Origin of the sequence: Campylobacter curvus, from assembly GCF_013372125.1 — a bacterium.
Taxonomy (GTDB): Bacteria; Campylobacterota; Campylobacteria; order Campylobacterales; family Campylobacteraceae; genus Campylobacter_A; species Campylobacter_A curvus.
In genome coordinates, this window is sequence record NZ_CP053826.1 from 226,933 (window position 1) to 249,070 (window position 22,138).

A 22,138-nucleotide genomic window follows, 5' to 3' on the forward strand; every position below is an offset into this window, starting at 1 on the left:
CTTATCTTTGCGTAGCGGAGCTTTGCTTTGCTTTGTCTTTGGTATCGACCCAAATATTTGGCACCGCACCACCCGGCGTTAGGAAAATTTTAGCGTCCGTATTGTCGCGAAGCGCTTCGTTGAATTTACCCTGCGTTTCGATCTGTTTTAGGGTGAGTAGATTTTCATCCAGGCTCTTAGCGACCTCTTTGTTTGCATAGGCCTGTGCGTCTGCTTCGATCTTGACGGCGTCGGCTTTACCTTTGGCTTCGATTATGGCGGCCTTTGCCGTTCCCTCTGCAAGGGCAGCCTTTTTAAGAGCCTCTTGATTTGCGCGCTCGACCTCGTACTTGGTCCTCTCGGCCTCTTGTTTTGCGATCTGTACGCGCTCGATCTGCTCTTTTACCTTTTCAGGCAAGATGATCTCGCGTAGCTGAACGGCCAAGAGCTCTACCGGGCGGTTTGGCTGAGCGTCGATATCTTTTCTTATGCTGTCATCTATCTGAGTGGCTATCTCGTTACGCTTGGTCGGGAGTTCCTCAGCCGTGTATTTGCCCGCGATGCTTCGCACGACATCGCGCACTACGGGATCTACGATCTTGCTCTCCCAGCTAAGGCCCCAAGACGCGATAGTCTGTGGTGCGTTTTCCGGATTTAGGCGGTATTGCACGGTGATGTCGATGCTGACCGGCAAATTCCTAGCATCTAACACTGAGATGGAATTTTTGCGGATTATGCCCGCACCAGAGCCCTGAAATGACTTTTGCACCGACTCGCCCATATCCTCGCCCGATGTGTAGTTGATGAGTCGCACTCTGGTATCGACCACGATGACCTTTTGGATGAACGGCACGAAAAAGTGAAATCCCGGCTGAAGCGGGTTTGGTTCGTATTTTCCTGCGGTGGCCTTGATGCCTACCTCGCCTGAATTTATCACGACGAAGGGCTGAGTTATGACCAAGATGGCGATAATGGCTATTATGATATAAGCTAATGTGCCGAATTTACCAAAGCCGCTTGGCAGTTTCGGAGCTTTGAAATTTATCTTAGGCTCTTTGTCGCCGTCATTACCGCTTGGTTTGCGCTTATTGAAATAGTCGTTCAAATCTGCTGGCATTATTTTCCTTTAAATTTTAAATGTATGTCAAAAATGATTGATATTTTTTATTGTGTCCGTAGACCACGTCGAAATAGGCTTTTTGCAAGCGTTTAGTCACCGCTCCGCAAGCACCACTGCCTATGACGCGTCCGTCGATGTTGCTAATAGGCGTGACCTCGGCTGCCGTACCGGTAAAAAACGCCTCGTCTGCGGTATATGCCTGATCTCTCGTGATGCGCTCTCTACGAACCTCGATGTCTAGGTCGTGAGCTAGCTTGATGACGGTGTCTTGGGTGATACTGACCAGGCTGTTATCGTTTGGCGGGGTTATGAGAGCGCCGTTTTCAACGATGAAAAAGCACTCGCCAGGACCCTCCGCTACAAAGCCCTCACCGTCAAGCAAGAGCGCCTCATCGTAGCCGGCGTCTTTTGCTTCGTAGTTTGCCATTTGCGAATTTAGATAGTTCGAGCTGGCTTTTGCCTTACCCATTTGGCTGGCGGCTGAATTTCTGGTGAAGCTTGAAATTTTGACCTTAATGCCCTTTTCTAGCCCCTCATCGCCTAGATATGCACCCCATTCCCATGAAGCGATCGCAGTTTGGACGGGAGCTTTCGTGTGAGATACGCCCATCACACCGTATCCTAAAAATATAAGCGGGCGGATATAGACGTTGCCGTTATATTTGTTTGCGCGAAGTAGCTCTATTTGCGCGTCTTCAAGCTCTTTTTGCGTGTAAGGCACGTTTATAGCGGTCATTTTTGCCGATTTAAAGAGCCTTTTTGTATGATCTTGCAGCCTGAAAATAGCGAGGCCATTGTTCGTTTTATATGCTCTTGTGCCCTCGAATACGGCATTTGCATAGTGAAGCGAGTGAGTTAGGACATGCACCTTAGCATCGTCCCATTTTACGAGTTTCCCATCCATCCAGATAAATTCCGAAGCGTTCATCCCAGACCTTTCTTGTTTAAAAATTTTTAAAATTTCGCAGAGTGTATCAAAAAATGGTTTAAATTTTAATTTCGGCGACCCAGAGCCACCGAAATTTTAGCTTTTATCATTTCGCCAAAAGCTCTTTTGCGATCTCAGCCATCTTGTCTATCGAGGTGGCGGAGTCTAGGTTGATGAGGTATTTGCCGCTTACTACAAAGGCCGGCACACCGCTGATAACGGCCACATCATACGAGTCAAACCACGCATTTAAGAGCTCTTGTGCTCTGGCGGAGGCGAGGCTTTTTTCGTATTCGTCCTGGCTCACGCCCGCTGTGTCAAGGGCTAGCTTGATAAAACGCGCCTTATCTTTGCCATTGTCAAAATCATCGTTTTTATCGTGTCTTGCTTTGTAGATCGCAAATTTTGCCTTTTTGAATTTCGACTCGTCGCTTAGCAGATCCGTGCCGTTAGCTTCGTCGATAGCGATCAAGGATGCAAAAATTTTACTCGCCGTCTCTCCGAGCTTGCCTTTGGAGCTTAGGTGATACGGGATAAATCTCACCCCTTCAAGCTTTGACATGAGCTTTTTGGTAACGCTTTTGTCAAATTTGTAGCAGTGCTGGCAGTCGTAGCTAAAGACCTTGACTACGGAGTTTTTAGGGACATTTAGAGGTTTTTGTAACACTTGATAATCAACTCCCTCCTGGGCTGCTGACGCCGTGATGCTCAAAAACGAAACTAGCGCTAAAATTTTTACGATTTTACTCAAGATGGATGTTTTCATTTGTTTTTCCTTATCTTTGATATTGGCTTATTAGCAAGATATTTTTAAAGCCTATTTTGCCAGATCCTCTAAAACCTTAGCCGCATGATCTTTGGCTTTTACGCTTTTATATACTTTTAAAATTTTGCCGTCCTTGCCTATGACAAAGGTCGTTCGCACGATGCCAAGATACTCTTTGCCGTAGTTTTTCTTGACTTGCCAGACGCCGTAAAGCTTGGATATTTGTTTATCCTCGTCGCTTAGCAATATATGCTTTAAATTTTGTTTAGCGATGAAATTTACGTGAGATTTCACGCTGTCGGGACTGACGCCGATTATGACCGTGTCGTTTGCGATGAAATCATCATAGCTCGCGCTAAATTCGCAAGCTTCGGTCGTACAGCCCGGAGTGTTGTCCTTCGGGTAAAAATAAAGCACGACGTTTTTACCGATGAAGTCTTTTAAAGCGACTTTCACGCCATCTTGGTTGAGAGCCTCGAAATTTGGCGCTTTGTCACCTGCCTCAAGCGTTACTTTGCGCTCCATATCCTCTTTGCTAAATTCGCTCATTTGCTATCCTTTTTTATCTGTTCTATCGTTTTGCCGCCAAGCCCGATGCTGTCAGGCTCGTAGGTCTCTACAAATATCATCACGCGCTCTTTTTGTTTGCCAAGCACGCGCACCATGACCTCGGTCATCTCCTCGACGAGCTTTGCTTTTTGCTCTTTTGATGGCTCGGGACCCGCCATTTTTACGTTTATGAAAGGCATATTTTCTCCTTTGAAAGCAAAATTTTAACCAAAAACATTAAAATTTTAGATTAAAGCTTTTGTTTAACATTGACACATTAAAATAACATAAATTTTGAAATTTAAGGAGATGAAATGGACTATAACAAACCAAATAAAGGCTTTGTCTGTTTTGTGTATGATCTTGGCCGTAAGAGAGCCGTTTATATCGTATTTGCAGCGATCATCGGTGTGCTGGCGGCGGGGTTATATTTAAATTTCAAACAAGAAAGCCCCGAATTTAACTACGCTTTGACGGCACTTTGCGTCATGGCAGTCGGTGCGCTGATAGCCGCTGTAAATCCTAAAATTTTCATCATCAAGCTTTGCGGCTATCTGCTCTCTTTGGTAGGCGTCATGATCGGGCTTCACAACATAAATCTACTAAGCCACGCAGAGCAAAATTCAGCCGTTTTTAGCGCCTATTTTTACATCATTTTGCTTTGCGGGCTTTATTTGATGGTGATGCTGCTTAGCTGGTTCGTTTATAACGCCAGAAGTAGCGAGATAAACGAAATTTAGCTAGTTTGTTACACCCATAGGCACGCTGACATAGGTGTTTTGCTTCGCATCGGTTTTCTCGGGCTCTTTTACGACTATCCTATCCTCCGCTAGCCCCGCGGCCTTTAGAGCGTTTTTGATCGTTTGAGCCCTTTGATTCGCCAGCTCTATCAAATTTTGCTCGTTAAATTCTATATTTTTGAGCGCAGCCTCTCTTAAGACCTTTTCGTCCTGGCTCTTTTCATTTGGCACGAGCGAAGCCAGCGCGCCCATATAGTCCTTTTTATCTTGAGTGATTATGAGGTTTATCTTGTTATCCAGCCTTTTGTTTTTTATCGCGAGCTCGTCGATGTCAGAGTAGCTTGGCGTGATGCTTAGCTTCATCTTAGGCTTTGCCGTCGTTAGCTTTATGAAGTCCGGTATCTTAGCGTTTTCGGAGCTTATTAGCTCGCTGTCGTTTGGTAAAAAGTCTATGGTGCTTAGCTTTTCGCTATTTATGCCAAGAGCCGCGCCTAAAAATCTAAACGGAGCCAGCGTGATGTCGGCAAAGAGCTTCTTTACCGCCGCCCAGATGACGCCGCCATATTTGAAGTCAGGATCGTTTAGGTCGCCCTCGACCGGCAGATCGATGTTTATTTGATTGTTTTGATCACTTAGTATTGAGATAGCAAGCGATAGCGGTAAATTTACGGCATCTTTGGACTCGACCTTCTCCCCAAGCGTCAGCGAGTCGAAATTTACAAAATTCGAGCCGTTTAGCTTGGAGTCTTTGACGTCGTAGTTGAGGTTTAAATTCAGCTTCCCTTTTGCGATCTTATATCCTGCAAACTGCCCGCTGTAAGGCGTGATATCGGTCAGATCTATGTCCTTGAAGTCAAGCTTTATTTGCGTGTTTTGTTTTGGCTCGTAGACAAAAAGCTTCGTCGTGATCTTGCTAAAGCCGTTTTTACCGACTATACCTTCAAACTCTCCCGCGCAAGGATGCCTTTTATCGATATCCGATAGCTTGCCGTTGACCTTTGTGATCGTCGTTGCAAACGGCATGAACAAGGATGCATCGGAGAAATCCACCTCTGCGTTTTTGATGCTGAAGTCCTTGACGGCAAAGTCGAATCCATCGCTGCTTTTGGCCGTTTTTGCCTGCGGTTTGACCTCTTTTTCGTCTTTTTTAATGACGAGCTTGCTTAGGTTAAATTCTCTTTGTTTGTTTAGATGAGTTTTGATAAAAGGCGAATTTAACGTCACTTGCTCTAAATTTAGATTGTTTTTCAGCAGTGAAATTTTAGCCACGTCAAGGCTCTTAAATGCCAGCACCTTTTGCTTGTTGCCGTCATCTAGGGCGATGTTTTGGACGCTAGCCTTACCTTTTAGGCTCAGATCTTTTTGATATTTTAAATTCGCCTCGAAATTTAGCGCCCCGCTTTTTAAATTCGCGTCAAGATAGCTTTTGGCATAGGCAAAAAAATGCGGCAGGTTCGTATCCGCAAGCTTCACGTTCGCATCCACGCTCAAAGGCTCGAGGATGACTTTCGCGTCGCAGCTTAAATTTAGCTTTTGCGAGCTTTTCATATCGATTTGCGCGGTCATTTGCGACTTTGGCTCGAGTGATATGTTTTGAGCTTTGATGTTTAGGTTGTCAAATTTATGAGCTATCTTTTGACCCTCAAAGATATGGTTTATGCCGATATCGGCTGCGTTTATGGCACTATTTTTCACGCTAAATTTAAATCCGCTTTCGCCGTTTTGCTTGCTGCTTTTACTATTTTGAGAAGCGAGTGCGAGATCGTTTGTGACGCTAAGGCCTTTGTTTGTTATATCTGAGGTAAATTTTGGCCTGTTTATGTCGATGTTTTCTATGTTTAGGGCTGTTTTTGCGAGGTTGAAATTTATATTTTTCACATCGATATCTTGGATGCTTGCAAATTCTTTATTTTTAGCCTTTGCGCCGATATTTTGCGCCGTTACACCGACTATGTCAAGGAAGCTGGCATTCGTATCTTGCGTAAATTTCGGTGCATTTATAGTGATGCTTGCCACGCTTGCAGTGCCGTTTTTACCGATATTTGCATCAAGTGAGCTTGCGATTATATTTTTTACACCCGCCAAAATAGCGCCACCATGGATACTGGCGTTAAGCTCGCTCGCGTTCATATCCTTTAAATTCGCTATTTTTAGGCCGCCTTGTCCTAGCGATACGGCGCTTATATATGCTGAATTTAGCGCCGTATTTAGGCTAAGGCTGCTGTTTTCATCGATATTTGCATGTAGCGCGAGACTGCTTAAATTTAGCTCCTTTGTATTTAAAGATATACCGCCCTCAAATGACGGCTCTTTAAGCGCAATGGTGTCTAAATTTAGCTTGAGATCTCTTTTATCACTGATAGTTGCGTCAAATACGATGTTTGGTATATTTAGCTCGCTAAATTTCATATTTTGATTTTCGAGTACCGCCTCGAGCGCTTTTAGCGTCAGGAAGCTATCTTTTAGCTTTATCGAAGTGGCGTTTTTATCGGCTGCTAGCTCGTAGTCAAGCTTTGTGTCTATTATCATATTTTTTATTTGGAAGCTTTGATCGTCGATAAAGCTGATGGCGACGGGCTTTATGCTAAATTCGTTTATCTTTAAAACGCCATAGATCCTAAGCGGAGAGATATCTACGCCGCCTTGCCAGCCGATCTTTTGAGCTAGGCTGGAGTTTGAGTCGAAGCTATGCTTACCTATGCTGTTTAGCTCGGTGTTTATGCCTGAAATTTCGTAGTTTATATCGTTAAATTTGACATTGAAAGGATGCGTCAAATTTTCGTCGCTGTATCCAAACGAGCCTTTGACGATCTTGGCGGTATTTAGGGCGAAATTTAGTGAGCTTTTCTCCTCGCTCGTGTTGTTTGAGTCGCTTAGAAAAGGGGCTAAATTTAGACTCGCGTTTTTATCTCTTGATATCCTGATATCGGGCTTTTCAAGCCTTAAAATATCCACCGCGATCAGCTTTTTAAATATTAAAAACGGCTTTAGCTTTACGTCTATCTGCTCGCCGCTAAAAAGCGGTGAGGTCGTGTTCAGCTCGGGCTTCGTGACGTTTAGCTCGAATGTGTAAGGGTTAAATTTCACCTCGTTTAGGCTAAGGCTGACGTTCATCTCTTTTAGCTTGTTTGGCACGACGTTTTTTAGGATATATGGCACACCGTAAAAGCCAAAAAGCGTGTAAATAAGCAGCAATGCAGCGACTACGCAGCTTGTTATGATAGCGATTTTTTTATTTTTGTTCATGGATGAAGCCTTGAAAATTTTGGAGTGATTTTACTTCAAAAAAGCTAAATTTTAGTTAGTGCGGGCGAAAACGAGATATAAATTCGGAGAATATTAAAATTTTATAAATATAAAAATTTAACTTCATTGTGTAACTAGATTTTTAAGAAAATCCTTAAACAACAAGTAATACAATCTTTTTAACCAAAATAACCACATTTTCAAAGGGAGAAAACATGAAAAGACGGGAATTCTTAAAGGGCGTAGCGGCGAGCAGCGCCATAGGTGCGAGTAGTGCAAGTGCTATCGATATGATCAGCAACAGCCTAATGAACGATGAAGAAGCTAAAATGACGGCATCGCACTTTGGACCATTAAAAGCGCATAGCAAAAACGGACGTTTTGAAGGTGCGACCGATGCAAACGAGCTTGATTTTTATCCGGTCACATTGACTGAAGGCGTAGTAGCGAGGACATACGATCAAACTCGTATCGCAAAACCAAGCGTGAGAAAGGGTTATCTAAAAGACGGCTATAAAAGCGATAAGAGCATGCGAGGTAAAGACGAATGGGTCGAGATCAGCTGGGACGAGGCGTATGACCTGGTAGCAAACGAACTAAAGCGGGTTTACAAAGATCATGGTGCGCCTTCGGTATTTGGCGGTAGTTATGGCTGGTATAGTGTGGGTAGCGTAAACAATCCTCAGACTTTGCTTGGTAGGATGCTAAATATCATCGGTGGATATACGACCAGGACACTTACTTATTCGACTCACGCTATTCGCGCTATTACGCCTTATGTTGTAGGTACTGATGATACGGGAGCGCTTTTGACGGCATGGCCCGTGATACTAAAAGAGAGCGAAGTCGTCGTGATCTGGGGTGCTGACCCTATAAATACGAATCAAATAGCATGGGGTGTACCAGATCATGAAAGCTATATTTATTTTAGGAAGCTAAAAGAGCAAATGAAAAAGCGTGGTATCCGCGTCATAGTCATAGATCCTGTGTATAACAACACATCAGCCTATCTAAACGCAGAGCATATCCATGTAAATCCAACGACTGACGTGGCGATGATGATGGGTATATGCTACGAGATGATGCAAGCTGGGGTGGCTGATGAAAATTTCTTAAAAAAATACACTAGCGGAGCCGAGGAATTTAAGAAATATTTACGCGGCGAAGCCGAGGACGGCATTAAAAAAGATGCGAAATGGGCGAGCGAAATTTCAGGCGTGAGTGAAAAGGAGATAAAAGAACTTGCCAAACTTTTTGGCTCGAAACGCACTATGCTGATGTGCGGCTGGGGTCCGCAAAGAGCTCACCATGGTGAGCAGTTTCACTGGATGGCGACCACGCTTGCGGCATTTATCGGTCAGATCGGACTTCCTGGCGGTGGATACGGCTTTGGCTATCACTACTCTGACGGCGGATGTCCGTCTCCGGCTCTACCGATTGGAAACGCTTTAAGTCTAAACAGCGGTAAAGCTCAGGCGACCTCGGCATTTCCAGGGCTTGGCAGTATGTCTATCATACCAAGTGTCGATGGCGAATGGAAAAGTCGTGAAAATTTAGCTATTCCTGTTTCTCGTATAGTTGATTGTATAAACAACCCAGGTAAAGAGATAGACTTTAATTGTAAGAAGCTGACATATCCAGATATCAAGCTGGTTTATTGGGCAGGCGGTAATCCTTTCCACCATCACCCTGGTACAAATGAAATGAAAAAAGCGTTTGAAAAGCTAGATACTTTTATAGTTCAGGACTGCTTCTGGACAGCGAGTGCGAGGATGGCTGATATAGTTTTACCTGCTACGACCGAGCAAGAGCGAAATGATATCACCAAAATTCATACCAATAAGGCTATAATCGCGATGCATAAAATCGCCGAGCCTTACGGCGAAGCCAAAAACGACTATGAAATTTATACCGGTATCCTAAAACGCTTTGGCGAAAAGGAAGCAAACGCCTTTACCGAGGGTAAAAGTGAGATGGAGTGGATCAAATTTTTCTACGAAACATCAAAGAAAAAGGCCGATGCAAGTAAACTAAAAATGCCAAATTTTGATGAATTTTGGCGAGTAGGATATGCTAAATTTGAAGTGCCTCAAAGCGCGAAAGAGTTTGTAAAAATGGCTGATTTTAGGAAAAATCCTATCGTAAACCGCCTGGGAACACCATCTGGTAAAATAGAGATCGTATCTAAAAAGATAGCAAAGGCGAATTTGAGTGATTGCAAGTCACATCCGACATGGATGGAGCCTATGGAGTGGCTAGGTAGCAAAGAGCTAGTTAAAAAATATCCGCTAAATTTGATCAGTCCGCACCCAAAATATCGCCTCCACTCTCAGCTTGATAATACATGGCTACGAAATCTCGAAGAGGTCAAAGGCAGAGAGCCTGTGTGGATACATCCTGAGGATGCAAAGGCTAGAGGACTCATGAGTGGCGATATCGTCAGGATATTTAACGATAGAGGTGAAATTTTAGGCGGTGTCATCGTGACTGATGCCGTCAAAAAAGGAGTCGTAAGGATGCAAGAAGGTGGCTGGTGGGATCCGGTAGAAGGTAACGATGGGCTTTGTGCGCATGGAAACGTTAATACTTTGATACCAAACGAGCCTACATCAAATTTAGCTTGCGGCAACCAAGCTACTGCACTCGTGCAAATAGAAAAATACGAAAAAGATCTGCCTGAGATAAGGGTATTTTCACAGCCAAAATTTAGTAAAAAAGGATAAAAATGAAGAAAATTTTAACATTTGTGGCGGCTACTTGTTTGACCTTTGGTGCAGATGCGTATGTCGCGGACATCATACCGATGTTTGACAAGGCTGGTGGCAAGGAGATCGCCACCTTGCATGTTGGAGCGAAAGTTAAAGAGCTTGGGCAAAAAGGAGGATACGCACAGGTGGAGTATATAGGTTTCGTGCCCGAAGATAGCACTATCGCTTATGCTAGACTCGGCATTTTAGAGCAAGACCTTCAGGCAAATAGCACCAAAATTTTGAAGATCGTAAAAAAAGTCAAAGATGACTACGATAACGAGTGGGGGGAGGTCAGCGTAAAAGGATATGTCAAAAAAGATGCGCTCGTTCCCGATATCGCTCAAATTTACGCTAACGGAGAAAATCTTTTCAAAGAGCGCTGTGGCGGCTGTCATGCCTTGCATGGATATGATGAATTTAACGTAAATGTCTGGCCTAGCGTGGTTGAAACGATGATAGCAAATTCGGCACTTGAGCCAAAGGAGTTTGAAGAGGTAGTGAGATTTTTACAAAGTAAAGCTCCGACGGAGTAAAAAATTTAGCGCTCGTTCATGGGCGCTAAATATCTTAAATTATTTTACTGTTGCAAAATACAAACTTAAGTCCCGCGATAAATTTTAAAATTTTTAAGTATAATCCAAGCAAAAAAGGCTAAATTTGCTCGTTCATATCTGTTGCTCCGTCGATAGTCACTACTTTTTGCGCCGTTTGCGCGCGGACTTCCCAAACGAGCGGCTGGTGGGCTATTTTTACGATCCCAATATCCACCCGTATAGCGAGTTTTTGATGAGATTTCACGACGTCAAACGCTCGTGCGGTGCGCTTGGCATCGACCTCATCTGCGGCGAATACGACTACGAAAGCTGGCTAGAGGGCACGAAGGGGCTTGAAAACGAACCCGAAAAGGGAAAGCGGTGTGTGTATTGTTTTGAATTTCGCGTGGGAAACTCGGCGCGAAAAGCCCTTGAAATAGGCGAAACATCGGTCACGACGACCTTGCTCATGAGCCCAAAAAAGGACTTCGCGCAGCTTGAAGCGGCGTTAAACCGCGCGGTGGCGGGGACAAATTTAACGCCAGTTGCCATCGACTACCGCAAAAACGGCGGCACGAACGAGCAGTTTGAGCTCGCCAAAAAGGACAAGCTCTATCATCAAAACTACTGCGGCTGCGTCTTTGGGCTCTCTAAACAGCGTGACGCGCAGGGGCTGCCGATCGCCGAGCTGATGAGCGACGTGCGCGGTCGCGCGCTGCCGGGCAGTATCGAGGAGCGGCTCGCACTCTACGAGCGGGTACGTGGGTGCGAGGAGCGGGGTGAGAGATTTCACCTATCGCGCAAATATTTTTTAAACTACCGCCTGCTGCGCGCGCTCGTGAAATTTGACGGGCGCGTGGTCGCGAGCTACTTTTTGCAATACTCGAATTTTAAACGCGAAAACGTGAAATTTAGCGTGAGCGAGGTCGCGCAAATTTGCGACGAGCTGCGAGACGGCGTGACGCTTTTAAATTTGGCTAAATTTAACGAGCTAGCAGGGGCGAAATTTGCCAGCGTGCGCGAGCTTTGCCGTGAGCCTATCGGCGTGGAAGCGGAGCTAAATTTGCGCCGCGAGCTGTGCGGGGAATTTAGCCACAATCCGATAATCGTGCTGGATGAAATCCCGGTCGGACGATATGAAATTTACGCCAAAAACGTGTTTTATAACGATAGCCGCGAGGTGCTCGTGGTGGAGTAAATTTAAGGGGTAAATTTATGCGGGTTAAAACGCTTAAATTTACTCGCCAAAAACTTCTTTACGATACGCTCTCGTATCTATGAATTTAGCTCTTGCGTCTCGTAAATTTTGTAAATGTGCGTCTATATTTGTACTATTTAGCTCCACGCCAAAGCCCTCAAATTCGCCCTTTTTGCCAGCTAGTCTATCTAGCACTATATCGCCAAGTTCGCTTTTATAGTGGCTAGCCTCCCAGTAATATTTCATTTTTGCAGCCGGATCTAGCGGAAAGGGCTCACTAGTTAATGCGTGATATACTGAAAAATCCATAATCCTAAAAGGCTTTTTGCCAAGCTCTTTTGCCACTTCTTCGTTGGCTAGCACTACGTCTTTTTTCCATTTTAGCCAAAGTTCGTAGTCGTGATAGTAGGCAAATGCCTCCCACAGCCTGATGTGAGAAGGTCCAAATATGATGTCTAAATTTACTTCATTTTCGTGGCAAATTTTTAAAATTTCTTTGAAATCTTCAAAAGAGCTTTTGCCCGTATCTTTATATGTATAATTTGTATTGAAATCTTTGTAATATATTTTTTCGTCATTTTTTGTTACCGCTAGATGCCCACCTGTTTTACTTATAAAATCTTGGATATCTTTGGTTAATCTTTGCCCATGGTTTGAATAAATACTGTAAGATTGTTCTTTTATATTTAGGATACTGTCTTTTAACATAGTAGTATTATTAAGATATGAAAATACATTTATATTATTATATGTTTCAATATCGTTAATTTCTTTCATTTTTATATCATTGAAAGAGAACCAGTCTGCAACTAGTAAGGCCTGCTCTAGTTTGCTATTTTTAAGTGTAAATTTTAAAAAATTTAAAATTTCATAAATACTTGCGCCAGATCTTCCATAGTTATATGCTGGTTGTATAAAATAATTATGCTCTGGATTGTATCCTTTATTAGCTCTTGATGTGCCAAGTATAATAGATTTTGGTTTTATTCGTTGAACATCTATGGTTTTTACGAGCGTTTCTTGTTTTTCTAATTGCGTTTTGTTTTTTATAAAATTTGTATCGTATAACTTGTAAGGATCTACTATATAATTAATTATGCATATTAATAATGATAAAATAAAAGAAATTAAAAAAAATAGTTTTACCCATTTTGCGCTTTCCATAAAGTTACCTTCTAAAAATTAAAATATAAAAATTCAGAAATCTTATTTAGCGAACCTATTGAACCTGCAAATAGTATGCAGGCTATTAAAAGTGTTTTATAGCTTAGTCGCATATTGGCTATAAAAGATGATGAATTTTTGGTAGATAAAATTAGGATAAGACTGCAAAATAAGTATAAACATATTGTCTTTCCACTATAGTCCAAATGAATAATCCAGTCTCCAAATTTAAAACCTAAAGTATTTAAAAATGACAATTTGTCGTGCAACGCTTGTGGCAATATGATACCATTTTCTCCACTCATCCCCTTTAAAACCTTTACCGCGTCGCTCCACTCTTTGGCGCGGAAAAAGACCCACGTGATATTTACAAAGTTAAAAGTGATGAACCAGGCTAAAATTTTATTCATTTTTAAGCCTAAATTTTGCCAGATGCGGTGAATGACGATGACGCATCCATGCAAAAATCCCCAAAACACAAATGTCCAAGCAGCCCCGTGCCACAGCCCACCGATGAGAAAAACGATGAGCAAATTAGCATAGGTGCGTGCTACCCCCCCCCTATTGCCGCCAAGTGGGATGTAGATATAATCGCGCAAAAAGCGAGAGAGCGTCATATGCCAGCGATGCCAGAAGTCTTGGATGTTGGTCGCTTTATACGGGGAGTTAAAATTTATCGGCAGGCGGATATTAAAAAGCAAAGCCGCACCTATCGCCATATCGCAGTATCCGCTAAAATCAAAATAAAGCTGAAAAGTATAGCTAAGGCTTGCCGCCCATGCCTCGAAGAAATTTAACGCCTCCGCCACGTCAAAGCCGTTATTTGCCCAAACAGCAAAGCTATCTGCGATGATGACCTTTTTAAAAAGCCCTATAGAAAATATAAAAATACCGGTTGCGATATTCTTGTAGTTTTTGACGAAGTTAAATTTGCTCGCAAACTGAGGCATCATCTCTTTGTGATGGACAATGGGACCAGCGATAAGCTGCGGGAAAAAGCTGATAAAAAGGGCGTAATTTAAAAAATTCTTTTCTTTTGTATGACCTTTATAGCTATCGACCAAATAGGCGATCTGCTGAAATGTGACGAACGAAAGTGCAAGTGGTAGTGTCAAATGAAGCAGGGTCAAATTCGCCCCAAATGCGGCGTTTAAATTTGAGATGAAAAAGTCATAGTATTTGAAATATCCGAGCAAGCAGACATTAAAAACGATGCCAAAAATAAGGAGGAATTTTTTAAATTCGACCTTTTCAAACGAAATACTAACGATGTAGTTAAACGCGATGCTGCAAAGCAAAATCGGCAAGTAAGCCACGTTCCACCACGCGTAGAAAAATAGGCTCGCAAATACCAAAAACGCCTTCGCCGCCGTGGCTAATCGCTTTGAATTTAGATAAAAATAGATAAAAAATGTTATTGGTAAGAATAAAAATATAAATTCATAAGAGTTGAAAAGCAAAAGCTAGTCCTTGGCATTTTTTGAATGAAAATACTATTTAAAATATACTTAATGGTTTATTAATACGCAATACGCAATGTTTGTGAAATTTATAAATAAACTTGTTCTTAGTATAAATTTGCTAAAATCAGCGTCAAAATTCAGTTTCTAAGGTTTGATAGTGATAGACGTTGTTGAAATTCAAAAAATCCTTCCGCATAGGTTCCCGTTTTTACTCATTGACCGCGTTACCGAGCTAGAGCCCGCCAAACACATCGTCGCGTATAAAAACGTAACGATCGGCGAGCCTATTTTTCAGGGGCATTTTCCTGGACATCCGATATATCCTGGCGTGATGATAGTAGAAGGCATGGCGCAAGCCGGCGGCGTGCTCGCGTTTAAAAGCATGAGCGACGAGCATCAAGCGGACATCGAAAATAAAGTAGTTTATTTCATGAGTATCGACAAGGCTAAATTCCGCCATCCTGTGCGCCCGGGTGATCGCCTCGAGTATCGCCTCGAGGTACTAAAACACAAAGGCAACATTTGGGTTCTTGACGGTAAGGCCTATATAGACGGGAATTTATGCGCCGAGGCCGAGCTAAAGGCGATGATAGTAGATAAGTGATGAGAGAAATTTTATGAAAAATATCCACCAAACAGCAGTCGTAGAGGACGGAGCGAGGATCGGCGAGGACGTCAAGATCGAGGCATACGCCTTTGTGAGCAAAGACGCGGTCCTTGGTGATAACGTCACTATCAAACAAGGCGCAAGAGTCATCGGAAACACGCAAATAGGCGATAACTCTAAGATATTTAGCTACGCTATCGTGGGCGATATCCCGCAAGACATAAGCTATCATGACGAGGAAAACACGGGTGTGATAATCGGCAAAAACGCTACGATCCGTGAATTTTGCACCATAAATTCAGGCACTCACAAGGGCGACGGGCTCACGCGCATCGGCGAGAACGCCTTTATAATGGCGTATTGTCATATCGCGCATGATTGTTTAATCGGAAATAATATAATTCTAGCCAACAACGCGACTCTGGCCGGGCACGTCGAGCTTGGAGACTACGCTGTCGTCGGCGGGCTGACGCCTATACATCAGTTCGTCAAGGTCGGAGAGAGCTGCATGATCGCAGGAGCCAGCGCGCTTTCGCAAGATGTCGTGCCGTTTTGTTTGGCCGAGGGCAACAGAGCCTATATAAGAAGCCTAAATTTAGTCGGCATCCGTAGGCGATTTGAAAAAGAGCAGGTCGAGGAACTCGTGAAGGCTTATAAATTTTTGTTCAACCAAGGTGTGAGCCTAAAGGATCAAGCCGGCGAACTACTTGAGAAAACGAACGATACGAATGTAAAAAAGATGTGTAAATTTATTTTAGAAACGACAAGGGGAATCCCGCTTGCAAAAGGAAGAGACTAATGCCAAGAAAATGTAACTTCTGCGGCGAAGCAGAGTCTAGCGAGAGGCGCTTACTAGCCGATATCGACGGTAACGCCTATATATGCGAATACTGCATCAGCGCCGCTTATAATATGATATATGGCGACAACGCTTCGGAAAACGTAAAAGATGAAAACGAAAATTTCGAATATCAAAATTTAACTCCAAAGCAGCTAAAAAGCGTGCTCGATAGCTACGTCATCGGTCAAGACCGCGCTAAAAAGGTCTTTAGCGTCGGTGTTTATAACCACTACAAAAGAATTTTCAAGCAAAGCAACATCAAAGACGATACTGAAATTTCAAAATCGAATATCTTGCTCGTCGGCCCTACCGGAAGCGGCAAGACGCTGATGGCGCAGACTCTGGCTAAATTCCTCGACGTTCCGATCGCTATTTGCGACGCTACGAGCCTGACTGAGGCCGGCTACGTCGGCGAGGACGTGGAAAATATCCTCACAAGACTACTTCAAGCTGCAAATGGCGACGTAAAGCGCGCCGAGCAGGGCATAGTTTTCGTCGATGAGATCGATAAGATCGCCAGGATGAGTGAAAACCGCAGTATAACGCGCGATGTCAGCGGTGAGGGCGTGCAGCAAGCGCTTCTTAAAATCATCGAAGGAAGCGTGGTGAATATCCCTCCAAAAGGCGGCAGGAAGCATCCAAACCAAGACTTTATCCAGATAGACACGACAAACATTTTATTCGTCTGCGGCGGTGCATTTGACGGGCTTGTAGATATCATCGAGCGAAGGGTTGGTAAAAATATCCTTGGCTTCAACCAAGAAAAGCGCGGAAAGGCCGAGCGCGAGGATCTGCTAAGCTTGCTCGAGCCTGATGATTTGGTACATTTTGGTCTCATCCCGGAGCTCATCGGACGCCTTCACGTCGTAGCAACGCTAAATGAGATAACGCAAGAAGATATGGTCAAAATTTTGACCGAGCCTAAAAATGCGATACTAAAGCAATATCAAAAGCTCTTTGCTATCGACGGTGCGACGCTGAAATTTGACGATGATGCGCTAAAAGAGGTCGCAGCCCTCGCTATAGAGCGAAAGACCGGAGCTAGGGGGCTTAGAAGCATAATGGAAGAGATAATGACTGATATAATGTATGATCTGCCCGAGCTTAAGGACTATGAGGTCGTCATATCAAAAGAGGTCGTAAAAGACGGCGCAAAGCCGATTTTTATAAAACACAACAAGAAAAGCGCGTAAAGGAAAATAATGTTTTTAGATCAGATTATAGGATTTTTTTCAAATGATATGGGCATAGACCTGGGCACGGCAAATACGCTTGTGCTCGTAAAAGACAAAGGCATCATAATAAACGAGCCCTCCGTCGTTGCCGTCAGACGTGAAAAATACGGCAAGCAAAAAATTCTAGCCGTAGGACACGCGGCAAAAGAGATGGTCGGTAAAACTCCTGGCGACATAGAGGCGATCCGCCCGATGAGAGACGGCGTCATCGCGGACTTTGATATGACTGAGAAGATGATACGATATTTTATAGAAAAGACTCACCGCAGAAAGAGCTTCCTACGCCCGCGCATCATCATCTCCGTGCCTTACGGGCTTACTCAGGTCGAGCGAAAGGCCGTCAGGGAGAGTGCCCTGAGTGCAGGAGCAAGAGAGGTGTTTCTCATCGAAGAGCCGATGGCCGCGGCGATCGGGGCAAATTTACCCGTGCGCGAGCCGCAAGGTAGCCTGGTAGTAGATATCGGAGGCGGTACGACAGAGATCGGTGTCGTCTCGCTCGGCGGTCTGGTCATAAGCAAGTCTATCCGCACGGCAGGTGATAAGATCGATACCAGCATAGTTAATTACATCAAAGAAAAATACAACCTCCTAATAGGCGAGCGAACCGGTGAGGAGATAAAGATCAGCGTAGGATCGGCTGTCCAGCTTGAAAAAGAGCTGTCCGTAGTCGTCAAAGGACGCGACCAGGTCAGCGGTCTGCTTAGCCGTGTGGAACTAACGAGCGAAGACGTGCGCGAGGCGATGAGAGAGCCTCTTAAAGAGATCGCAGATGCGCTAAAAACAGTCCTTGAGATGATGCCACCTGATCTTGCGGGCGATATAGTAGAGACCGGCATCGTCCTAACCGGCGGTGGCGCGCTCATAAGAGGGCTTGATAAATTCCTTTCTGATATCGTCAAGCTCCCTGTTTTCGTAGCAGACGAGCCGCTTTTGGCCGTGGCTAGAGGAACGGGCAAGACCCTAGAGGAGATAGGACTGCTTCAACAGCTAACAAATGAAGAATAAGGTCGTTCTTTTTGTCGTTATCGCGTTACTTGCGGCCGTTTCCATTTATAAGGGTGAAATTTTAAGCAATGTTTCGCTCAAATTTAGCAACTACGTCGTAAATTCTTACGATGACGTCGCAAAGGCGCTTAAGGACAAAATAAACGAACACTTCAGACAAGCCAGCGAGATACAAAGTCTAAAAGAACAAAACGCCGAACTCGAAAAATCGGCGATGCTACTTTCGACCTTCGCTAACGAGCTAAACCAAATTTTAAAAGACAAAAACTCAAGCGCCTATGCTCCGGCAGTCAAGCTCGTAAAGGGGCTTAGCTACGCTCATATAGGCGATTACAACAAAATTTGGATAAGCGAATTTGACGGCTACGACCCGGACAAAATTTACGGAGTGATGTATCAAGGTAGGAGTGCGGGTATCGTCATAGATAAGGATGGCAAGCCACTTGCTTATTTGCAAAACGACCCAAGAAGCGTATTTGCCGTATATATCGGCAACGATAAGATCCCCGGCATCGCTCATGGCAATCAAAACGGAATCATGGTGAAATTTATCCCCCAGTGGCTAAGCCCCAAGGTCGGAGACGAGGTCTTTACCAGTGGGCTTGACAGGATATTTTTCAGCGGTATCCCGGTAGGCAAGGTCACTAAAATTTTCAAAGAAAGCTCGTATCAAAGCGTCCTGGTAGAGCCTTATGTCCAGATAAACATCCCGAGCTATCTATACGTCGTAACAAAGGAAAAATAATGCCAAAAAGAGATGATATAAAAACGATTTTATTGATAGGCAGCGGTCCGATCATCATCGGTCAGGCGTGCGAATTTGACTACTCGGGCACGCAGGCGGCAAAGACGCTAAAAGAGCTAGGATACCGCGTCGTGCTCATAAACTCAAACCCGGCTACCATCATGACGGACCCGGACTTTGCCGACGCCACATACATCGAGCCGATCACGACGCAAAGCATTGGGCGTATCATCAAAAAAGAGCGCGTCGATGCGATCTTGCCTACCATGGGCGGACAGGTCGCACTAAATGTCGCGATGCAGCTATACGAGCAAAATTTACTCGGCGACGTTAAATTTTTAGGTGCGAATCCGGAGGCGATAAAAAAGGGCGAGGACAGGCAAATTTTTAAAGCCACGATGCAGCGTATCGGTATGGATCTGCCCGAGAGCCGCTATGCCTACAACTTCGACGAGGCGATCAATGCGGCAAACGAGATCGGCTTTCCGCTCATCATCCGCGCTAGCTACACGCTAGGGGGTGCTGGTAGCGGGGTCGCTTATAATATGGACGAATTTCGCGAGCTAGCCGCGGCAGGGCTTGACGCCAGTCCCATACATGAAATTTTGATCGAGGAGAGCCTGCTAGGCTGGAAAGAATACGAAATGGAGGTCATTCGCGACCGCAACGACAACTGCATAATCGTCTGCTCCATCGAAAATTTTGACCCCATGGGCGTGCATACGGGCGACTCCATCACAGTCGCACCCGCGCTAACGCTAACTGATAAAGAGTATCAAGCGATGCGCGATGCGAGTTTTAAAATTTTACGCGAGATCGGCGTCGATACTGGTGGCTCAAATGTGCAGTTTGCGATAAATCCAAAAACTGGGCGCATGATCGTGATCGAGATGAACCCGCGCGTGAGCCGTAGCTCGGCGCTTGCGAGCAAGGCTACGGGCTATCCGATAGCAAAGGTCGCCACGCTGCTTGCCGTGGGATTTAGCCTCGATGAGATAAAAAACGACATCACGGGCACGCCGGCTAGCTTCGAGCCTGTCATCGACTATATCGTCACTAAAATACCGCGCTTTACATTTGAAAAATTCCCGGGCTCAAATCCATACCTTGGTACGGCGATGAAGTCCGTGGGCGAGGTGATGGCGATAGGACGGACGTTTAAAGAGAGCGTGCAAAAGGCGCTTTGCTCGATGGAACGCGACTTGTGCGGATTTAACGCGCTAAATTTAGATAAAAACGCGCTTATTTACGGGCTGCGAAACGCGAATGAAGCCCGAATTCTTTATATCGCGCAAGCCTTTCGTGACGGGCTTAGCGTCGATGAAGTCCATGAGTTTAGCAAGATCGATCCTTGGTTTTTGGATCAAATTTATCAGATCGTGGGGTTTGAAAGTAAAATCGACATGGATATCCTAAACGACGCAAATTTACTCCGCACCGCCAAAACTATGGGCTTTTCGGACAAGATGATCGCAGTGCTCATCAACGAAAAAGACAACCTCGAACTCAGCCAAAACGACATCTATTTCGCGCGTGAAAAGCTTGGTATAAATTTTGAATACAACGAGGTCGATACGTGCGCGGGCGAATTTAAAGCCCTCACGCCGTATCTTTACTCCACGACAAACGTCACGAAGCTGCCTCGCAAAGAGCAAAATTTAGACGCGAACAAGAAAAAGGTGATGATCATCGGCGGCGGACCAAACCGCATAGGTCAAGGCATCGAGTTTGACTACTGCTGCGTGCATGCTAGCTACGCTCTGCGCGACATGGGCGTGAAAACGATAATGTATAACTGCAACCCCGAGACCGTCAGCACCGACTACGATACGTCCGATGTGCTATATTTCGAGCCCATTGACTTCGAGCATGTGCGCTCGGTCATCGAGCACGAAAAGCCTGACGGGGTGATCGTGCATTTTGGCGGGCAGACGCCGCTAAAATTTGCCAAACGGCTCGTGGTCGCGGGTGCGAAGATCATCGGTACGAGCGCGCGCACGATCGACATCGCCGAAGACCGTAAAAAATTTAGCGAATTTATCTCAAATTTAGGAATTAGGCAACCCACAAACGACACCGCGACGAGCGAGGATGAAGCCCTAAAAAAGGCTGCCGCGATCGGCTATCCAGTGCTGGTGCGCCCTAGCTATGTGCTTGGCGGTCGCGCGATGCGCCGCGTGCATAGCGAAAGCGAGCTCAAACAATACATGAGCGAAGCGGTCAAGGTCAGCAACAACTCCCCCGTGCTGCTTGATAAATTTTTACAAGACGCCACCGAGCTTGACGTCGATGCGATAAGCGACGGCAAAGACGTTTATATCGGTGCGATAATGGAGCATATCGAGGAAGCGGGCATCCACAGCGGCGATAGCGCGTGCATCCTGCCGCCCCTTAGTCTCTCACCCGAGATGATCGCAAAAGTCGAGGCGCAAACACGCGACATTGCACTAAATTTAGGCGTCGTGGGACTCATGAATATCCAGTTTGCTATCTATGAGAATGAACTATACATGATCGAGGTAAATCCGCGCGCGAGCCGCACCGTGCCCTTTGTCAGCAAGGCAACGGGCGTGCCGATGGCAAAGGTCGCTACGCGCGTGATGTGGCAGGGCGACCTGCGCGAGGCGCTTAAATTTTACGATCAATACGGCATCGTGGAGCAAGCGGGTGAAATTTTAAAGCCTCGCGTGAAGGATCACGTATGCGTGAAAGAGGCGGTCTTTCCGTTTAACAAGCTTAGCGGAGCCGATCTCATCCTTGGTCCTGAGATGAAATCCACGGGCGAAGTGATGGGCATAAGTGCCGATTTTGCAAGCTCGTTTGCCAAGTCTCAGATCGCCGCGAGCAACTGCCTGCCAACCGGTGGGAATGTCTTTTTGACGCTAACTGACGCGGATAAGCCCTATGCTGCGCAGCTAGCAAAGGAACTCATAAATTTAGGCTTTAACATCGTCGCGACCGGCGGAACGCATAAAATTTTAAGCCAAAACGGCGTGGAGGCGGAGTTTGTCTATAAGATCAGCGAAGGACGCCCGAATATCGAAGATAGGCTAAAAAACGGCGATATCGCGCTCGTGATAAACACCAGCGACAGCAAATCAAGCGTAGATGACGGCAAGAAAATCCGTCAAAACGTGTTGCGATTTAAAATTCCGTATTTTACCACTATGCGTGCGGCTCTTGCAGCGGCAAGATCGATAAAAAGCGTGCAAGAAGGCAGCGCGCTGGAAGTAAGAAGTTTACAGGAGTATTTACAGAAATAATTTGCC

18 protein-coding genes are annotated in these 22,138 nt (G+C 45.1%); 10 read left to right on the plus strand and 8 right to left on the minus strand.

The annotated features are described in order from the left end of the window. Position 1: 1 nt before the first annotated feature. The 5 genes from CCVT_RS01165 to CCVT_RS01185 all read right to left on the minus strand — a co-directional run bounded on the left by CCVT_RS01165 (position 2) and on the right by CCVT_RS01185 (position 3,542). Positions 2 to 1,096, minus strand: coding sequence for a prohibitin family protein (locus CCVT_RS01165; RefSeq protein WP_018137448.1), 1,095 nt, complete (start codon positions 1,094 to 1,096; stop codon positions 2 to 4). A 16-nt stretch (positions 1,097 to 1,112) separates the two neighbouring features. Beyond that, positions 1,113 to 2,027, minus strand: coding sequence for a branched-chain amino acid transaminase (locus CCVT_RS01170; RefSeq protein ID WP_018137449.1), 915 nt, complete (start codon positions 2,025 to 2,027; stop codon positions 1,113 to 1,115). A gap of 106 nt (positions 2,028 to 2,133) precedes the next feature. Beyond that, a complete protein-coding gene (locus CCVT_RS01175; RefSeq protein WP_018137450.1) occupies positions 2,134 to 2,793 on the minus strand; it encodes a thiol:disulfide interchange protein DsbA/DsbL in 660 nt (219 codons plus the stop codon). Positions 2,794 to 2,844: 51 nt separating this feature from the next. Beyond that, positions 2,845 to 3,342 carry a thioredoxin-dependent thiol peroxidase gene (bcp, locus tag CCVT_RS01180; RefSeq protein ID WP_018137451.1) on the minus strand — a complete coding sequence of 166 codons (498 nt, stop codon included), beginning with the start codon at positions 3,340 to 3,342 and terminating at the stop codon, positions 2,845 to 2,847. Next, entirely contained in the window at positions 3,339 to 3,542 is a 204-nt protein-coding gene (locus tag CCVT_RS01185; RefSeq protein WP_018137452.1) for a tautomerase family protein, read from the minus strand. Before CCVT_RS01185 ends, bcp begins: the two co-directional genes overlap by 4 nt. Before the next feature lie 114 nt (positions 3,543 to 3,656). On the opposite strand from CCVT_RS01185, the gene CCVT_RS01190 reads away from it, so the two are divergent. Beyond that, a complete protein-coding gene (locus tag CCVT_RS01190) occupies positions 3,657 to 4,082 on the plus strand; it encodes a hypothetical protein (RefSeq protein WP_018137453.1) in 426 nt (141 codons plus the stop codon). Here the strand turns inward: CCVT_RS01190 and CCVT_RS01195 are convergent, their stop codons facing one another. Further along, on the minus strand, positions 4,083 to 7,328 hold the full coding sequence (locus CCVT_RS01195; protein WP_018137454.1) for a DUF748 domain-containing protein: 3,246 nt from the start codon (positions 7,326 to 7,328) through the stop codon (positions 4,083 to 4,085). It lies immediately after the preceding gene. A gap of 215 nt (positions 7,329 to 7,543) precedes the next feature. On the opposite strand from CCVT_RS01195, the gene CCVT_RS01200 reads away from it, so the two are divergent. The 3 genes from CCVT_RS01200 (at position 7,544) to CCVT_RS01210 (ending at position 11,809) form a co-directional block, all read left to right on the plus strand. After that, entirely contained in the window at positions 7,544 to 10,051 is a 2,508-nt protein-coding gene (locus CCVT_RS01200; protein WP_018137455.1) for a molybdopterin-dependent oxidoreductase, read from the plus strand. Between the two features lie 2 nt (positions 10,052 to 10,053). Next, the gene (locus tag CCVT_RS01205) at positions 10,054 to 10,611 is read left to right on the plus strand and encodes a hypothetical protein (protein WP_018137456.1); all 558 of its coding nucleotides are present in this window, start codon (positions 10,054 to 10,056) and stop codon (positions 10,609 to 10,611) included. A 124-nt stretch (positions 10,612 to 10,735) separates the two neighbouring features. Then, the gene (locus CCVT_RS01210; protein WP_018137457.1) at positions 10,736 to 11,809 is read left to right on the plus strand and encodes an epoxyqueuosine reductase QueH; all 1,074 of its coding nucleotides are present in this window, start codon (positions 10,736 to 10,738) and stop codon (positions 11,807 to 11,809) included. Positions 11,810 to 11,848: 39 nt separating this feature from the next. Here the strand turns inward: CCVT_RS01210 and CCVT_RS01215 are convergent, their stop codons facing one another. Both CCVT_RS01215 and CCVT_RS01220 read right to left on the minus strand, forming a co-directional pair. Beyond that, positions 11,849 to 12,973 carry a hypothetical protein gene (locus CCVT_RS01215; protein ID WP_018137458.1) on the minus strand — a complete coding sequence of 375 codons (1,125 nt, stop codon included), beginning with the start codon at positions 12,971 to 12,973 and terminating at the stop codon, positions 11,849 to 11,851. An 11-nt stretch (positions 12,974 to 12,984) separates the two neighbouring features. Continuing rightward, positions 12,985 to 14,433, minus strand: coding sequence for an MBOAT family O-acyltransferase (locus CCVT_RS01220; protein ID WP_176308863.1), 1,449 nt, complete (start codon positions 14,431 to 14,433; stop codon positions 12,985 to 12,987). Positions 14,434 to 14,593: 160 nt separating this feature from the next. Here CCVT_RS01220 and fabZ point away from each other — a divergent pair, with 160 nt between their 5' ends. Genes fabZ through carB form a run of 6 tightly spaced genes read left to right on the plus strand, consistent with a single transcriptional unit; the run spans position 14,594 to position 22,132 of the window. Further along, positions 14,594 to 15,040, plus strand: a complete 447-nt coding sequence (fabZ, locus tag CCVT_RS01225) for a 3-hydroxyacyl-ACP dehydratase FabZ (protein WP_009649448.1) — start codon at positions 14,594 to 14,596, stop codon at positions 15,038 to 15,040. Positions 15,041 to 15,053: 13 nt separating this feature from the next. Beyond that, positions 15,054 to 15,842, plus strand: coding sequence for an acyl-ACP--UDP-N-acetylglucosamine O-acyltransferase (gene lpxA / locus CCVT_RS01230; protein ID WP_018137459.1), 789 nt, complete (start codon positions 15,054 to 15,056; stop codon positions 15,840 to 15,842). Next, the gene (gene clpX, locus CCVT_RS01235; protein WP_018137460.1) at positions 15,842 to 17,077 is read left to right on the plus strand and encodes an ATP-dependent Clp protease ATP-binding subunit ClpX; all 1,236 of its coding nucleotides are present in this window, start codon (positions 15,842 to 15,844) and stop codon (positions 17,075 to 17,077) included. Before lpxA ends, clpX begins: the two co-directional genes overlap by 1 nt. Before the next feature lie 9 nt (positions 17,078 to 17,086). Further along, a complete protein-coding gene (locus tag CCVT_RS01240; protein ID WP_009649727.1) occupies positions 17,087 to 18,124 on the plus strand; it encodes a rod shape-determining protein in 1,038 nt (345 codons plus the stop codon). Continuing rightward, positions 18,114 to 18,869: a rod shape-determining protein MreC gene (gene mreC / locus CCVT_RS01245; protein ID WP_018137461.1), complete on the plus strand. Its 756-nt coding sequence runs from the start codon at positions 18,114 to 18,116 to the stop codon at positions 18,867 to 18,869. The genes CCVT_RS01240 and mreC overlap by 11 nt, the downstream gene beginning before the upstream one ends. Then, positions 18,869 to 22,132, plus strand: a complete 3,264-nt coding sequence (carB, locus tag CCVT_RS01250; protein WP_018137462.1) for a carbamoyl-phosphate synthase large subunit — start codon at positions 18,869 to 18,871, stop codon at positions 22,130 to 22,132. The genes mreC and carB overlap by 1 nt, the downstream gene beginning before the upstream one ends. The last annotated feature ends 6 nt before the right edge of the window (positions 22,133 to 22,138 follow it).

Bases quoted from the DNA above. Each gene is read 5' to 3' on its own strand.
- CCVT_RS01165 (WP_018137448.1), bottom strand. From the start codon at position 1,096: ATGCCAGCAGATTTGAACGACTATTTCAATAAGCGCAAACCAAGCGGT.
- CCVT_RS01170 (WP_018137449.1), bottom strand. From the start codon at position 2,027: ATGAACGCTTCGGAATTTATCTGGATGGATGGGAAACTCGTAAAATGG.
- CCVT_RS01175 (WP_018137450.1), bottom strand. From the start codon at position 2,793: ATGAAAACATCCATCTTGAGTAAAATCGTAAAAATTTTAGCGCTAGTT.
- bcp (WP_018137451.1), bottom strand. From the start codon at position 3,342: ATGAGCGAATTTAGCAAAGAGGATATGGAGCGCAAAGTAACGCTTGAG.
- CCVT_RS01185 (WP_018137452.1), bottom strand. From the start codon at position 3,542: ATGCCTTTCATAAACGTAAAAATGGCGGGTCCCGAGCCATCAAAAGAG.
- CCVT_RS01190 (WP_018137453.1), top strand. From the start codon at position 3,657: ATGGACTATAACAAACCAAATAAAGGCTTTGTCTGTTTTGTGTATGAT.
- CCVT_RS01195 (WP_018137454.1), bottom strand. From the start codon at position 7,328: ATGAACAAAAATAAAAAAATCGCTATCATAACAAGCTGCGTAGTCGCT.
- CCVT_RS01200 (WP_018137455.1), top strand. From the start codon at position 7,544: ATGAAAAGACGGGAATTCTTAAAGGGCGTAGCGGCGAGCAGCGCCATA.
- CCVT_RS01205 (WP_018137456.1), top strand. From the start codon at position 10,054: ATGAAGAAAATTTTAACATTTGTGGCGGCTACTTGTTTGACCTTTGGT.
- CCVT_RS01215 (WP_018137458.1), bottom strand. From the start codon at position 12,973: ATGGAAAGCGCAAAATGGGTAAAACTATTTTTTTTAATTTCTTTTATT.
- lpxA (WP_018137459.1), top strand. From the start codon at position 15,054: ATGAAAAATATCCACCAAACAGCAGTCGTAGAGGACGGAGCGAGGATC.
- clpX (WP_018137460.1), top strand. From the start codon at position 15,842: ATGCCAAGAAAATGTAACTTCTGCGGCGAAGCAGAGTCTAGCGAGAGG.
- CCVT_RS01240 (WP_009649727.1), top strand. From the start codon at position 17,087: ATGTTTTTAGATCAGATTATAGGATTTTTTTCAAATGATATGGGCATA.
- mreC (WP_018137461.1), top strand. From the start codon at position 18,114: ATGAAGAATAAGGTCGTTCTTTTTGTCGTTATCGCGTTACTTGCGGCC.
- carB (WP_018137462.1), top strand. From the start codon at position 18,869: ATGCCAAAAAGAGATGATATAAAAACGATTTTATTGATAGGCAGCGGT.